The sequence below is a fragment of the Herbaspirillum sp. UBA812 genome, from assembly GCF_002296545.1.
Lineage (GTDB): Bacteria > Pseudomonadota > Gammaproteobacteria > Burkholderiales > Burkholderiaceae_D > Herbaspirillum > Herbaspirillum huttiense.
In genome coordinates, this window is the sequence record NZ_DBIC01000172.1 from 8336 (window position 1) to 22342 (window position 14007).

General features: G+C 64.8%; 11 protein-coding genes and 2 pseudogenes. 4 read left to right on the forward strand and 9 right to left on the reverse strand.

Annotated elements, in window-relative coordinates; genetic code table 11:
* Positions 1–190: pseudogene (locus tag B3873_RS11545) on the reverse strand (tRNA (mnm(5)s(2)U34)-methyltransferase); the annotation flags it as partial.
* Positions 191–327: 137 nt separating this feature from the next.
* On the opposite strand from B3873_RS11545, the gene B3873_RS11550 reads away from it, so the two are divergent.
* Positions 328–1263, forward strand: coding sequence for an AEC family transporter (locus tag B3873_RS11550; RefSeq protein WP_209585203.1), 936 nt, complete (start codon positions 328–330; stop codon positions 1261–1263).
* Between the two features lie 69 nt (positions 1264–1332).
* On the opposite strand, the gene B3873_RS11555 is transcribed toward B3873_RS11550, so the two are convergent.
* From B3873_RS11555 to ribA, 3 genes are all read right to left on the reverse strand, one after another.
* Positions 1333–4173: a bifunctional diguanylate cyclase/phosphodiesterase gene (locus B3873_RS11555; RefSeq protein WP_286866148.1), complete on the reverse strand. Its 2841-nt coding sequence runs from the start codon at positions 4171–4173 to the stop codon at positions 1333–1335.
* 146 nt (positions 4174–4319) lie between these two features.
* Positions 4320–5486 (reverse strand): CobW family GTP-binding protein, encoded by a 1167-nt coding sequence (locus tag B3873_RS11560; protein ID WP_286866149.1) that lies wholly within the window; start codon positions 5484–5486, stop codon positions 4320–4322.
* Positions 5487–5708: 222 nt separating this feature from the next.
* Entirely contained in the window at positions 5709–6395 is a 687-nt protein-coding gene (ribA, locus tag B3873_RS11565; protein ID WP_039790315.1) for a GTP cyclohydrolase II, read from the reverse strand.
* A 235-nt stretch (positions 6396–6630) separates the two neighbouring features.
* On the opposite strand from ribA, the gene B3873_RS11570 reads away from it, so the two are divergent.
* Positions 6631–8262 carry a GMC family oxidoreductase gene (locus B3873_RS11570; RefSeq protein ID WP_286866150.1) on the forward strand — a complete coding sequence of 544 codons (1632 nt, stop codon included), beginning with the start codon at positions 6631–6633 and terminating at the stop codon, positions 8260–8262.
* A 33-nt stretch (positions 8263–8295) separates the two neighbouring features.
* Positions 8296–9714, forward strand: a complete 1419-nt coding sequence (locus tag B3873_RS11575; RefSeq protein WP_286866152.1) for a coniferyl aldehyde dehydrogenase — start codon at positions 8296–8298, stop codon at positions 9712–9714.
* 6 nt (positions 9715–9720) lie between these two features.
* Here B3873_RS11575 and B3873_RS11580 read toward each other — a convergent pair.
* From B3873_RS11580 to B3873_RS11595, 4 genes and pseudogenes are all read right to left on the reverse strand, one after another.
* Positions 9721–10472 (reverse strand): annotated as a pseudogene (locus B3873_RS11580) (Fic family protein).
* 34 nt (positions 10473–10506) lie between these two features.
* Positions 10507–11499 (reverse strand): lipoyl synthase, encoded by a 993-nt coding sequence (lipA, locus tag B3873_RS11585; protein ID WP_286866154.1) that lies wholly within the window; start codon positions 11497–11499, stop codon positions 10507–10509.
* 40 nt (positions 11500–11539) lie between these two features.
* Entirely contained in the window at positions 11540–12232 is a 693-nt protein-coding gene (lipB, locus tag B3873_RS11590; RefSeq protein ID WP_276842421.1) for a lipoyl(octanoyl) transferase LipB, read from the reverse strand.
* Between the two features lie 35 nt (positions 12233–12267).
* On the reverse strand, positions 12268–12582 hold the full coding sequence (locus B3873_RS11595) for a DUF2917 domain-containing protein (RefSeq protein ID WP_051057580.1): 315 nt from the start codon (positions 12580–12582) through the stop codon (positions 12268–12270).
* 196 nt (positions 12583–12778) lie between these two features.
* Here B3873_RS11595 and gcvA point away from each other — a divergent pair, with 196 nt between their 5' ends.
* A complete protein-coding gene (gcvA, locus tag B3873_RS11600) occupies positions 12779–13729 on the forward strand; it encodes a transcriptional regulator GcvA (RefSeq protein WP_286866155.1) in 951 nt (316 codons plus the stop codon).
* A 65-nt stretch (positions 13730–13794) separates the two neighbouring features.
* On the opposite strand, the gene B3873_RS11605 is transcribed toward gcvA, so the two are convergent.
* Positions 13795–14007 (reverse strand): DUF493 family protein (locus B3873_RS11605; protein ID WP_286866156.1); only part of this gene is annotated, 213 nt, incomplete at its 5' end.

The following is a 14007-nucleotide window of genomic DNA, read 5'->3' on the forward strand; positions in this document are numbered from 1 at the left end:
GGCGGGCGAAGGCATGCCAGGTGGCGAAGAAGGACTGACCCTGCCCGAAATGCAGGTCCAGCACGGTGGCGCTGCGCTGTTCGCGCAGGCAGTCCGGAACGCCCTGCAGTGCGGCGGTGATGGTATCGGCCTCGGCGCGCCAGGCGGCCAGCATTTCGGCAGAGGCAAGTTGAAGGGGACGCGCAGGCATCGTGAAAAGCCCTGTGGATAAATCAGACAAGGCCGCCATTCTACGCCGCCCGCCCCGTGCGGCATTGCGCCTTGACAAAGCAGGAGCGGCTCCGTAGGGTCTGTTCCCACCTCCGACGCCGGTCAACCCGCCACGCCATGCTCGCCATCTTCAACATCGTCTTCCCGATTTTTTCGTTGATCTTCCTGGGCTGGATGTGCCGCAAGCGCCGCATCCTCTCGGCGGGCGCGGCCAGCGAGCTGAACCGCTTCGTGATCTGGCTGGCGCTGCCGGCGCTGCTGTTCGATTCCATGTCGCGCCTCAAACCTGCGGACTTCGCCAACCTGCGCTTCATCGCCGTCTTCGCCATCGGCGTGGCGGTGGTGTTCCTGATCACCGCCGCGCTGCGCCTGCGCCAAAAGGCGGCCGCCCCTGACGTCATCATCGATAGCCTCGGCAGTTCCTATGCCAATACCGGCTTCATCGGCATTCCGCTGTGCTACCTGGCCTTCGGCAGCGACGGCCTGCCGCCCTCGGTGATCGCCATGGTGATGACGGCCTGCCTGCTCTTTGCGGTCGCCATCGTGCTGCTGGAAACCTGCCTGCATGCCCAGGCCGCCTTCGGCCAGACCGTGGCCAAGGTGGGCCGCTCGCTGCTGCGCAATCCCATCATGATCGCGCCGGTGGCCGGCATCATCGTGGCCCTGAGCGGGGTGGCCATCCCGCCGGGCGTACAGCAGCTCTTCAAGATTCTGGGCGGTGCAGCCGGTCCTTGCGCGCTGGTCTCGCTGGGGCTGTTCCTGGCCCAGCCCGTGCGCACGGCGGGAGGCTCGCCGGTGTGGCTGCTGGTGGCCTTCAAGCTGCTGCTGCAGCCGGCCGTGACCGCCGTGCTGGCCTACTGGATCCTGCCCATGCCGCGCCTGTGGGCCGACAGCGCAGTGCTGCTGGCGGCGCTGCCCATCGGTACCGGCCCCTTCATGCTGGCCGAGCTGTATCAACGCGAAGTCACCGCCATGTCGCGCGCCATCCTGTACTCCACCACCCTCTCGCTGCCCACCATCGCGCTCATCCTGGCCTGGATTGCGCATCATTGAGCCCAATATGAAAAAGGCCGCAGCGGCATTGCCGTGCGGCCTGATTCCAGAACAGCGCGTGAAGAAAAATTACAAAATTACCCGCTCTTCGCGCAGGATCTGCTCGAACTTCTCGGCCGCCACCGGCGGGCTGAACAGGTAACCCTGGATCTCGTCGCAGCCATAGTGGCGCAGGTAGTCCAGCTGCTCATCGGTCTCCACGCCTTCGGCAATCACGCGCAGTTTCAAGTGGCGCGCCAGCGAGATGATGGAGGCGGTGATGGCCGCATCATCGGCATCGATGGTGATGTCGCGCACGAAGGAACGGTCGATCTTGAGCACGTCGATCGGGAAGCGCTTCAGGTAGGCCAGCGACGAATAACCGGTACCGAAGTCGTCGATGGAAAGACGGATGCCCAGTTTCTTCAAGCCCGCCAGGATGCCGATGGCGTGCTCGACGTCGGTCATCATGAGGCTCTCGGTGAGTTCGATTTCCAGCGAGGCCGGCGGCAGGCCGGTGTCTTGCAGCACATCGGCAATCGAAGAGACCAGATCCTTCTGCAGGAACTGTCCCACCGAGAGGTTGACCGACACGCTGATGTCCTCATGCCCGGCCAGTTGCCACTGGCGGCACTGGGTGCAGGCGGTACGCAGGACCCAGGCACCGATGGGCAGGATCAGGCCGGTCTCTTCGGCCAGGCCGATGAAGCGCGCCGGCGAGACCATGCCCAGTTGCGGATGCAGCCAGCGGATCAGCGCCTCGCTGCCCACCACGCGGCCCGAGGCCAGGTCCACCTTGGGCTGGTAGTGCAGCAGGAATTCGCCGTGATCCAGCGCATTGCGCAGGTCGCCTTCGATGCGCAGGCGTTCCAGCGCCTGCTCGTTCATGGCCGGGGTGTAGAACTGGAAATTGTTGCGGCCGGTCTGCTTGCCGCGATACATGGCGATGTCGGCATGCTTGATCAGCGTCTCGCCATCGGTACCATCGTTGGGATAGCAGGCCACGCCGATGCTGCAGGTCATGAACAGCGTATGGCCGCCCAGCGTCACTGGGGCCGCCACCGCATCCATGATGCGTTGCAGGCTGCGGGTATCGAGCGAGAGTTCGTCCTGCTCCGGCAGGATCATGATGAATTCGTCGCCACCCAGCCGCGCCACCGTATCGGCTTCACGCACGGCGGCGCGCAAGCGACCGGCCACCGTGCGCAGCAGGGTATCGCCAGCCTTGTGGCCGAGGGTGTCGTTGACGAACTTGAAGCGGTCCAGGTCCACGAACACCACCCACAAGGCCTGCTTCTGCCGCTCGGCCGTGCCGATGGCCTGCTCCAGATGATGGCGCAGCATGTGGCGGTTGATCAGGCCGGTGAGCGTGTCACGGCTGGCCTGGAATTCCAGTTCGGCTTCATAACGCTTCATCGAGGTGATGTCGTAGAGCGCCGCCACGAAGTGCGTCACCACGCCGCTCTCGTCGCGCACCGGGGCGATGTAGAAATCGTTCCACAGCTCCGAGCCATCCTTGTGATAGTTGCGCAGTACAACGTTGTGTTCGCGCTGTTCGCGCATGGCGATCCAGACAGTCTCGAAACCTTCAGGATCGCTGTCGCGGCCTTCCAGGAAACGAATGCTCTTGCCCACCGCTTCGCCGCTGCTGTAGCCGGTGATGCGGGCGAAGGCCGGATTGACGTATTCGATGACGTAGTCCGGCTCCTGCGCCGAGAGGATCAGGATGGCATTGGCACTGGCCTCGATGGCCTGATGACGCAGGCGCAGCGCACGCTCGGCCAGGCGGCGCGCCTTGATGTCATCCGACAGCAGGGCGTTGGTGGTGCGCAGCTCGGCGGTCTTGTCTTCCACCAGTTGCTGCACGCGGTGCGAACGCATCGACAGCGCCCGCATGTAGGCCGCGCCCAGCAGCGAAGCGATCACGCCGACCAGGCCGATGAGCAGCGAACCGTAGTGGTCGGAGAAGACCGACCGTGGCGGGATGCTGATCTCCATGTGCCAGGTCTGGCCGGCGATGTCGAAGCTGGTGATGGTGGTGGAGGGATGGCGGAAGAAGCTGCCCGGCTTGATGACCTTGTCCATCCACTGCATGGCGCGGGCCTGGCTGTCGTGGCGGTAGACCAGGTTGGCCGGATCGGCCTGTTGTCCGACGTAGAGGCGCAGTCCGATCTCATGGTCGGACATCAGCCCGGCACCGTCGAGGATCTTCTGCACCAGGCCGTTGAGTTCCAGTACGGCGGTGGTATCGCCGACCAGCAGTGCGCGACGGGCCGCCGTATCGGTCGGCTGTACGCCACCGCGATAGACCGGCTGGATCACCAGCAGGCCGCGCTCATCCGGGCCGGTCTGGGCCAGCCGGATCGGCGGCGTTGAAGAAGGATTTCCGCTGACCACGGCCGCATCGAGCGCGCCCATGATGGCGGGATTGCGCGAGACATCCAGCCCCAGCGCCGCTTCATTGCCGGCCACCGGTTCCACGTAATCGACCACCAGATAGGTCGGTTGCTGCGAGGCGCGCACGGTGCGGTCACCATCGAGCGCAGTGATTTCAAAGCCCGGCTTGGCCCCCTGGCGCAGAGCTTCGAAGACCAGGCGGTCTTCGTCGGCCACGAAACGCTGCACGCTGAAGGCGCGCACATAGGGATAGCGTTCCAGCAGAGGCCGCGTGAAGCTCTCGAACTGTTCGCGCGTGGGATCGCCCACGGTGGCATAGAAATGGTTCACCACCGACTGTACCTGCACCGCCTCTTCCAGACCGCGCTGTATGGTGAAGGCGCGCAGGCCCGCCCGACGCTCGAAGTCGAGCTGGACGGCATCCTCTTCCAGATGGCTGGTCGCGACGAACACCGTCGCAGTGGCACACAAACCCAGCATCAGCGTGAGCGATGCCGACAACGTTGCCCCCAGCTTGTTGATCACACGCTGCATAAACGAATCGTTATATCCCTTAGGAGAGCCCGATCATAATCCGGGACTCCCCTTGTTATCGGTCAAAGCGCATTTATTTTTAACCGGACCAGCCTGCTCGCATGTTTCCACATGGGAACAAACGCATTTGTTCAGCGTGACCGGGCTCAATAAACCGATGGCGACTGGCGCTGCTCGCGTGCTTCGCGCTCAATCGCCTGGGCCTGCATGAAGGCATCGAAGGAACGCTCGATGGTCGCGCGCTCGACATCGCGGGTGATGAAGACGATGCGGCTGCGGCGGTCTTCCGAGGGCCACTCCGGCAGCGTGGCCGTGGGGTGGAAGATGTGCTGCACACCGTGGATGACAGTCGGCTTGTCCTCGCCCTTGAGATTGAGGATGCCCTTGATGCGCAGGATGTTGGGGCCCTTGAAGCCGACCAGCAAACTCAGCCACTCATCGAAGAGCACCGGATCGATGGGTTCGTCGAAGGTAAAGCAGAAGGCGCGGATGTGGTCATCGTGACGATTGACGTCGTGGGCGTGATCGTCATGGTGGTCGCCGTGATGATCGTGGTGTCCGTGCTCGTGGCCATGGCCGTGGTGATGGTGCGCATGATGGGCATGCGCCTCTTTCTCGGCGAAGGCTTCCTCGTTGAGCCAGCGCGCGACGTCAGGCATTTTCTCGCCGGGCTTGAAGAGGCCCGCATCGAGCAGCTCGGCAGCAGCGATCTGCCCGACCTGGGGCTGCAGCTGGCGCGCGCCGGGATTGAGCGTGCGCAGGCGCGCCTGCAGGGCCGACAGCGTATCAGCGTCCACCAGGTCGGTCTTGGTCAGCAGCAGGCGGTCGGCGACGGCGGCCTGCTGGATCGCTTCCGGGTGATGGTCCAGGGTCGACATGCCATTGACGGCATCCACCGTGACGATCACGCCATCGAGACGATAGCGCTCCGAGATGAAGGCATCGGTCATCAGCGTATGCAGGATGGGCGTGGGTGAAGCCAGGCCGGTGGTCTCGATGACGACACGGTCGAACTTGCGCTGGCCGCCTTCGGCGAAGCGCCAGGTGATGTCCTTCAAGGTCTTCTTGAGGTCGCCACGGATGGTGCAGCACAGGCAGCCGCTGCTCATCTCGACGATGGTCTCTTCCTGGCTGTGGGCCACCAGCAGGTGATCCAGGCCGATCTCGCCGAACTCGTTGATGATGACCAGGGTGTTCTTCATCTCGGGCTGGGTGATGAGATGGTTCAGCAGCGTGGTCTTGCCGCTGCCCAGGAAACCGGTCAGCAGGGAAACGGGTATCGGTGCGGTGCCGGCAGGGACGGATGGATTCATGGTGTAAGGACAGGGAGTAAGGACGATGCAGCCGTCATGCTACCTGATGCGTCAGGCGGGCTGCCTCCGCAAGACAAAAAAAAAGACGGACCACGTGGGGTCCGTCCTGGCGGCAAGCCGCGCCCGGCGGGAGCCGGCATCTTTACCTGGTTTTACCGGATGGCGAGAATTCACGATCTGAATGGTCGCCCGCCGTGTATTCACCCGCGTGATGGATGCGCGTTACTCGTTGTCGTGCGCATCCAGCGGCACTTTTTCCGTCTTCTCTTCGGTCTTGGCCAGTCCCGGCAGCAGGTGGCCCAGCTTGCGCGCCTTGGTGCCCAGGTAGCCGATGTTGAAGGGATTGTGGTTGGCGATCAGGGCGATGCGCTCGGCCACGGTAATGCCGCTGTCTTCCAGCGCCTTGACCTTGCGCGGGTTGTTGGTCATCAGACGCAGGCTGGTGATCTTCAGGTGCGCCAGCATGGGCAGCACGATGGTGTAGCGGCGCATGTCGGCGGGGAAGCCCAGGCGTTCGTTGGCTTCGACCGTATCGGCGCCCTGGTCCTGCAGGTGATAGGCGCGGATCTTGTTCAACAGGCCGATGCCGCGGCCTTCCTGGCGCAGGTAGAACAGCACGCCACGGCCTTCCTTGGCGATCTTCTTCAGGGCTGCTTCCAGCTGGGCACCGCAGTCGCAGCGCTGGGAGAACAGGGCATCGCCGGTCAGGCACTCGGAGTGCACGCGGCCCAGGACCGGCTCGCCGTTGCCGACATCGCCCAGGGTCAGGGCCAGGTGTTCCTTGCCGGAAACTTCATCGTAGAAGGCGTGCAGTTCGAAGGTCGCCCAGGGCATGGGCAACTTGCACGAACTGACGAAGACCAGTTTTTCTTCCGGCGCGGCAGCGGCCGGTGCGATCGGTGAGGACATGACAACCTGCTTTCGAATCGAATGCTCAGAACCGCGTATCTTACCTTGGGCCGGGGTTTATTTCAGCGCGCGGGCCGCTCCGGTGAAGGCAATTGTCCAATTCGTGCAGGGAATTTGAACAGGCCGGGCCGGCCGCGTCATAATGCCAGCCAGTCCGGGACACACCGGACACGGTGCCAGCCCCAAGGGCGGCATCCCCTTGAAAGCCGGTCAACGATAACAAAGGGAGACAACCGTGCTGTTCGATTACGTCATCGCCGGTGGCGGCTCGGCGGGAGCCACACTGGCCGCCCGCCTGTCGGAAGATCCACGCGTCACGGTCTGCCTGCTGGAAGCCGGCGGCCAGGGCGACAGCCTGCTGGTGCGCACCCCGGCCGCCGTGGTGGCCATGCTGCCCGGCTACGGCAAGCTCAACAACTGGGCGCTGCAGACCACTCCCCAGGCGGGCCTGAACGGCCGCCGTGGCTACCAGCCGCGCGGCCGCGCCCTGGGCGGCTCCTCGGCCATCAACGCCATGCTCTACATCCGTGGCCAGCGCCAGGACTACGATGGCTGGGCCCAGGCTGGCTGCCCGGGCTGGGACTGGGAGTCGGTCCTGCCCTACTTCAAGCGCTCCGAGAACAATGTGCGCGGGGCCGATGCCTGGCACGGGGCCAGCGGCCCGCTGCAGGTCTCGGAACAGAATCGCCCGCGCCCGATCACGCGTGCCTTCATCGAGGCGGCGCAAGCACGCGGCTATCCGCTGTGCCAGGACTTCAATACCGGAGACAACGAAGGCGTGGGCCTGTACCAGGTCACGCAATTCCACACGTCCGATCATCGCGGCGAGCGCTGCTCGGCGGCGGCCGCCTACCTGCATCCGGTGATGGGCCAGCGGCCCAACCTGACCGTGCTGCGCCAGGTGCGTGCGCAGCGCATCTTGTTTGAGGGCAAGCGCGCGGTGGGGGTGGCCTATCGCCAGCAGCAGCAAGAAGCGCAGGTGCGCGCCACGCGTGAAGTCATCATCGCCGCCGGGGCCTTTGGCTCGCCGCAATTGCTGCAACTGTCGGGGGTGGGCCGGCCCGAGGACATCCTGCCGCACGGCATCGCCCTGCATCACGCCCTGCCCGGCGTGGGCCAGAACCTGCAGGATCACCTCGATTTCACGCAGGGATGGACCACCCGCGACACCGACAACTTTGGCCTGGGCGTGGTCGGCGGCCTGCGCCTGCTGGGCCAGCTGCTGCCCTGGAAGCGCCATGGCGAGGGCCTCATCGCCACGCCCTTTGCGGAAGGCGCGGCCTTCCTCAAGACCCGGCCGGAACTGGAGCGGCCGGATATCCAGCTGCATTTTTGCATCGCCATCGTGGATGACCATGCAAGAAAGCTGCATGCCGGTTATGGCTTCTCCCTGCACATGTGCATGCTGCGCCCGCATTCGCGCGGCCGCGTGGGGCTGCAATCGGCCGATCCCATGGCCGATCCGCTGATCGATGCGGGCTATCTCTCCGACCCGCGCGACCTGGCCACCATGATCGCGGGGGCTCGCATCGCGCGCCAGATCGTCATGACCGAACCGCTGCGCCGTTATTGCCGGCGTGAACTGTTCGGCGGCCGCGAGGGCATGGATGACGCGGCCTGGGAAGCCATGATCCGCCAGCGTGCCGACACCATTTACCATCCCGTGGGCACTTGCCGCATGGGCGAGGATCAGATGGCGGTGGTCGATGCGCAATTGCGCGTGCATGGACTGCAGGGCGTGCGCGTGGTGGATGCGTCGGTCATGCCCACGCTGGTCAGCGGCAACACCAATGCACCCACCATCATGATTGCCGAGAAGGCAGCCGACATGATCCGCGCCAGCCAGGCCCATGCCGAGGCGGCCTGACACTGTTCGATGACACCATGCAAGGATGCATCAATGACTGATACCACCGCTGCAGAATTGCAGCAGCTCTTCACCGCGCAGCAACAGGCGTTTGCTGCCGACAGTGATCCCTCGCACGCAGTGCGGATGGACCGGCTGGCGCGCCTGCAGGCGCTGATGGACGAGCACGAAGCGGCCCTCATCGCGGCCATCGATGCCGACTTCGGGGGCCGCTCGCACCATGAAACGCGCATGGCCGAACTGTTCGTGCTGCGCGCCGGCATCCGCCATGCGCAATCGCACCTGAAACGCTGGATGCGTCCGCAGCGGGTGGCCACCGCCCTGCACTTCCTGCCCGGCAGCAATCGCCTGCTGGCGCAGCCGCTGGGCGTGGTGGGCATCATCTCGCCGTGGAATTACCCGCTGCAACTGGCGCTGGGCCCGGCGGTGGCGGCACTGGCGGCGGGCAACCGGGTGCTGCTCAAACCATCGGAACTGACGCCCCGGCTCTCGGCCCTATTGGCCGAACTGGTCGCGCGTTACTACGCCCCGGAGGAAATGGCCGTGGTCACCGGGGACGCCGGCATCGGACAGGCTTTTGCATCGCTGCCGTTCGATCATCTGTTCTTTACCGGATCGACCCAGGTCGGACGGCAGATCGCGCAACTGGCGGCGGCCAATCTCACACCCGTCACGCTGGAGCTGGGCGGCAAGTCGCCTGCCATTCTCGATGCCTCGTGCCGCATGACGAGCAGCCTGCAACGCATTGCCTTCGGCAAGTTGCTCAACGCCGGGCAGACCTGCGTGGCACCGGACTATCTGCTGGTGCCGCGTGGACAGGCGGCCGGGGTGGCGCAACAACTGGCCGAAGCGATGGTCCGTCTTTATCCGCGCCTGCATGACAACCCCGACTACACCGCCATCATCAGCCCGCGCCATCGGGCGCGATTGCAGGCGATGGTGGAAGAAGCGCGTGCGGCGGGTGCGCAGGTGATCGAGGTGAACCCGGCGGGAGAACAGCTGGGCCAGAGCCGCAAGCTGGCACCCACGCTGATCCTGGGGGCGACTGCGTCGATGCGGGTGATGCAGGAAGAGATCTTCGGGCCGGTGCTGCCCATCCTCGAATACGAAACGCCCGAGCAAGCCATCGCCCATGTGCAGCAAGGTCCGCGCCCGCTGGCGCTGTACTGGTTCGGCGAGGATGCGGCACGGCGCGAACAGGTGCTGCGGCAGACCCATGCGGGCGGCGTGACCATCAATGATTGCCTGTGGCACCTGGTGCAGGAGGAGCAGCCCTTTGGCGGCGTCGGCGAAAGCGGCATGGGCGCCTATCACGGACGCTGGGGCTTCGATACCTTCAGCAAGCGCAAGCCGGTGTTCCGGCAGGCGCGTTGGAACGGCGGGACGCTGTTGCATCCGCCTTACGGAAAAAAATTTGAATGGGTGATGGGGTTGATCAGGCGATTGAGCTGATGCCGCTCATCCTGGCGCAGGCAGCAGGTCCAGGTACAAGCGCAGCGAACGCTGCACGCTCTCGGCCACGAGGGTGGTGATGGCCGCATGGTCGCCGCTGACGCAGGCCTCATCGAGAGCGTCGTAATACGCCAGCCGATCTTCCTTGCGGATGACCGCTGGGGGATATAGCCGGATTTCATCAGTTCCAGGTTCAACAGCAGGCGGCCGGTGCGGCCATTGCCATCGATGAAGGGATGGATCTTCACGAAGCGCGTATGCAATTGCGCCGCACGTTCGACCGCATGCAGGCTGCCGGCCTGTTGATACCACGCCAGCAAGGCGCGCATTTCATCGTTGAGATGCAGGAAATCCGGCGGGGTGGTGCTGGCACCGGCGATCACCACGTTCTCGCGTCGATAGCGGCCGGCTTCATCGGCATCGATCCCCTTGAGTACCAGACTGTGGATGTCCTTGATGTGCGCTTCGCTCAGGGGCTCGTGGCCGGCCACGACCTGCTCGACGAAGAGGATGGCATCACGGTGATTGATGGCCTCGAAGTGCTCGCGCAGCGACTTGCCGCCGACGGTGATGCCTTCCAGCACTACCTTGGTTTCGCGCAGGGTCAGTGTGTTGCCCTCGATCGCATTGGAGTGATACGTCCACTCCAGTACCAGCTTGTCGCGCAGCGAGGCGACCGTGTGTTGCGGCAGCGGGCGTGCCGCATCCAGCCTGGCCTTGTCGGCATCGATCGCCTGGTGCCAGAGAGGGTGCAGCATCGCTTGCGGGGGGATGGAAGCGGAAAGCAGCGGGTCAAACCAACCCGTGCGCCTGCTGATCCGCATGGTAGCTCGATCGCACCATCGCGCCCACGGCGGCATGCACGAAGCCCATCTTGTAGGCCTCTTCCTCGTACATCTTGAAGGTGTCGGGGTGCACGTAGCGGCGCACCGGCAGGTGGTCGCCGCTGGGCATCAGGTACTGGCCGATGGTGAGCATGTCGACGTTGTGCGCGCGCATGTCGCGCATGACCTGCAGCACTTCCTCGTCGGTTTCGCCCAGGCCCACCATGATGCCGGACTTGGTCGGCACTTCCGGATGCAGATCCTTGAAACGCTTCAACAGGCTCAGCGAATATTCGTAATCCGAACCCGGACGCGCTTCCTTGTAGAGGCGTGGTGCGGTTTCGAGGTTGTGGTTCATGACGTCCGGCGGGGCCATCTTGAGGATTTCCAGCGCACGGTCCATGCGGCCACGGAAGTCCGGGGTCAGGATCTCGATGCGGGTCTCGGGCGACAATTCACGCACGCGCTGGATGCAGGCTGCGAAGTGTGCTGCGCCGCCATCGCGCAGGTCGTCGCGGTCCACACTGGTGATCACGACGTAGGACAGGCGCAGCTGGGCGATGGTCTTGGCCAGGTTTTCCGGCTCGTTGGGGTCCAGCGGATCGGGGCGGCCGTGGCCGACGTCGCAGAAGGGGCAGCGGCGGGTGCACTTGTCGCCCATGATCATGAAGGTCGCGGTGCCCTTGCCGAAGCATTCGCCGATGTTGGGGCAGGAGGCTTCCTCACAGACCGTCACCAGGTTGTTGGCGCGCAGGATGTCCTTGATCTCGTAGAAGCGGGTGGTGGGCGAACCGGCCTTGACGCGAATCCAGTCCGGCTTCTTCAGCTTTTCGGCGGCCACCACCTTGATCGGGATCCAGGCGGTCTTGCCGGCGCCCTTCTGCTTGTCCAGCGGATTGGCGCGCGCCGAGCCGGTGGCATTGGAGGAAGAATCTGCTGCGGGAGTGATTTCGGTAGTCATGTCGGTCGTTCCGGCCCCGGGCGCACGCGGCGCGTGGGGCTCAAGCCATGCCCGCGAAGCGGGCGATCAGTTGGTCGGCAAGCAAGTCCTGGACAGCGTCCAGCCGGGCATCGGCAGCCCCGAGGGTCTGCATGTCCACGGTGGCCAGGCCTTCGTAGCCGCAGGGGTTGATCCAGGAAAACGGTGCCAGGTCCATCGCCACGTTGAGCGAAACACCATGGTAGGTGCAGCCGTTGCCCCGTATCTTCAAGCCCAGCGCGGCCACCTTGGCGCCCTGCCAGGGGCCGTCGGCGGCGTAGATGCCGGGCGCCCCCTCCTTGCGTACACCGGCCAGATTATACGCCGCCAGCGTGGCGATCACCGCCTCTTCGATGTTGTGCACGAATTCGCGGGCGAACAGGCGCGCCCCGCTGCGGTTGCGGCGCAGGTCCATCAACAGGTAGATCACCACCTGGCCAGGGCCGTGGTAGGTGACCTCGCCGCCGCGGTCGGTCTGGACAATCGGGATGTCGTGCGGATTCAACACATGGGCGCGGTCGGCACCCAAGCCCAGCGTGTAGACAGGGGGATGCTCGACGATCCAGAGCTGGTCGGGGGTATCGGCGGTGCGCGCATCGGTGTAGGCGCGCATGGCGGCGAAGCTGGCCTCGTAGGGCTCGACGCCGCGCCGGACGATCTCGGGCCGGCGGGCGCCAGCCACGGGCGTGCTGGCGGTGGGCAGTGCGGTTTGCATGCCCGCCAGTGTAGCGAAATTCCTCTTTGCCCGTATCAGAACCAGCGGATCAGGCCGTGCGGCAAGAGCTTGGCAATACGGATCGGATCGTCACCACACCCCTTGGGAGGCAAGGGCGTGACCGTGAATTCGGCCGCACCGTTGACCGCTTCGAAGATGGCGTCGCCGCGCCCGTGGTAGTCGAAGCAGCGGCCGGGCTGGAGCCAGATGTCGTCGCGGCAGCCGGCAATGGTCAGCCACACCAGTCCGGAGGTCACGCGGATGCGCACGCCGCCCTGCAGGCGACGGGTCTGTACCTGGCCTTGCTGCAACTGGCCGGGAAGGCTGGGATCTGTGAATGAAATTGTCATGGCGCTGGCTCCTGTGCTCGACTGTCTGAATCGCCAGGCAAGCCGCGTCCCTGCCGCGATGCCCGGGAGGGTGCGGCTGCAAGGGGGAAGATGCCTGGAATGATGCGTGATGAGTCATCATTGTAGGAAAGGCCGCAAGCGCAGCAAAACGATATATATTGCTCCTCCTTGCTAATTTAATTCACAAGGAGCCGTCATGGCCGATTTGCGCAAGCTCCCCAACCTGGCCGCCCTGCGCGCCTTTGATGCGGCCGCCCGTCATGGCTGTTTCTCGCGTGCGGCTGAAGAAGTGCACGTCACGCCGGGGGCGATCAGCCACCAGGTGCGCGCGCTGGAGGAAGACCTGGGCCTGCAGCTGTTCCATCGCCATGGCAAGCGCATCAGCATCACCGAAACCGGCGAACGCTTCGCCGCCACCATCCGCAAGGCCCTGGGCGAGATCGCGCAAGCGGCCGACCACCTGCGCAGCCTGACGCGCCAGCAGCGGCTGGTGATCTCGGCCACGCCCTCCTTCGCTTCACGCTGGCTGGCACCGCGCCTGTGGAAGTTCATCGATGCCCATCCGGAAATCGAGGTAGTGCTGCAATCGGGCAGCCATTTGGCCGACCTGCGGCTGGACGGGGTGGACATCGGCATCCGCTTTGGCCGGGGCCAGTACGCGGGCGTGGTCACCGAGAAACTGAGCGAGGACTACTACTACCCGGTGGCCGCGCCCGGCTATCGCGGCAAGCAGAACAAGAAGCTGGTGCGTCCCGCCGACCTGGTGCATTGCACGCTGCTGCGCATGGACACGCGCGAATCCTGGCAACCGTGGCTGACCCTGGCCGGGCTGGACCTGCCCGAGCCGCGCGGCACGCTGGTGGTGGAGGATTCTTCGCTGACGCTGCGCCATGCGGTGGAGGGCAAGGGGGTGGCGCTGTCGCGCCATACGATTGCCTGGCAGGAGATCGCCAGCGGCACGCTGGTGCGGCTGTTCGACGTGGCGCAACTGTGCGAGGAGGCGCACTACCTGGTGCACCTGCCGGAAGGGCTGGAGAAGCCGGGCGTGGCGGCCTTCAGGAAATGGATCGTGGAAGAGATGCGGCAATTCCAGGCGCAGTCGGAATGGCCGGGCAAGGTGCAGAAAACGTCAACCCGCAAGAAGTGATGCGGGCATGAAAAAACCGGCGCGCCTTGCGGGCTGCGCCGGTTTTCACGAGGAGACTGTTGACCTCAGAGCACGAACTTGACCATCTCGTGCGTGGAGAGCGCGCGGTAGATGTTGTCGAGCTGGGTGCGGCTGGTGGCGCGCACGGTCAGGGTCAGCGACAGGTACTTGCCCTGGGTGGAGGGACGCATCTCGACCTTGCCCGCGTGAAACTCGGGGTCGTGCTCGATGACCATGGCGACGATGGTCTCGGCGAAGGCGTCATGGGTGATCCCGAC

Bases quoted from the DNA above. Each gene is read 5' to 3' on its own strand.
- B3873_RS11555 (WP_286866148.1), bottom strand. From the start codon at position 4,173: ATGCAGCGTGTGATCAACAAGCTGGGGGCAACGTTGTCGGCATCGCTC.
- gcvA (WP_286866155.1), top strand. From the start codon at position 12,779: ATGGCCGATTTGCGCAAGCTCCCCAACCTGGCCGCCCTGCGCGCCTTT.
- ribA (WP_039790315.1), bottom strand. From the start codon at position 6,395: ATGTCCTCACCGATCGCACCGGCCGCTGCCGCGCCGGAAGAAAAACTG.
- lipB (WP_276842421.1), bottom strand. From the start codon at position 12,232: ATGCAAACCGCACTGCCCACCGCCAGCACGCCCGTGGCTGGCGCCCGC.
- B3873_RS11560 (WP_286866149.1), bottom strand. From the start codon at position 5,486: ATGAATCCATCCGTCCCTGCCGGCACCGCACCGATACCCGTTTCCCTG.
- B3873_RS11575 (WP_286866152.1), top strand. From the start codon at position 8,296: ATGACTGATACCACCGCTGCAGAATTGCAGCAGCTCTTCACCGCGCAG.
- B3873_RS11595 (WP_051057580.1), bottom strand. From the start codon at position 12,582: ATGACAATTTCATTCACAGATCCCAGCCTTCCCGGCCAGTTGCAGCAA.
- B3873_RS11550 (WP_209585203.1), top strand. From the start codon at position 328: ATGCTCGCCATCTTCAACATCGTCTTCCCGATTTTTTCGTTGATCTTC.
- lipA (WP_286866154.1), bottom strand. From the start codon at position 11,499: ATGACTACCGAAATCACTCCCGCAGCAGATTCTTCCTCCAATGCCACC.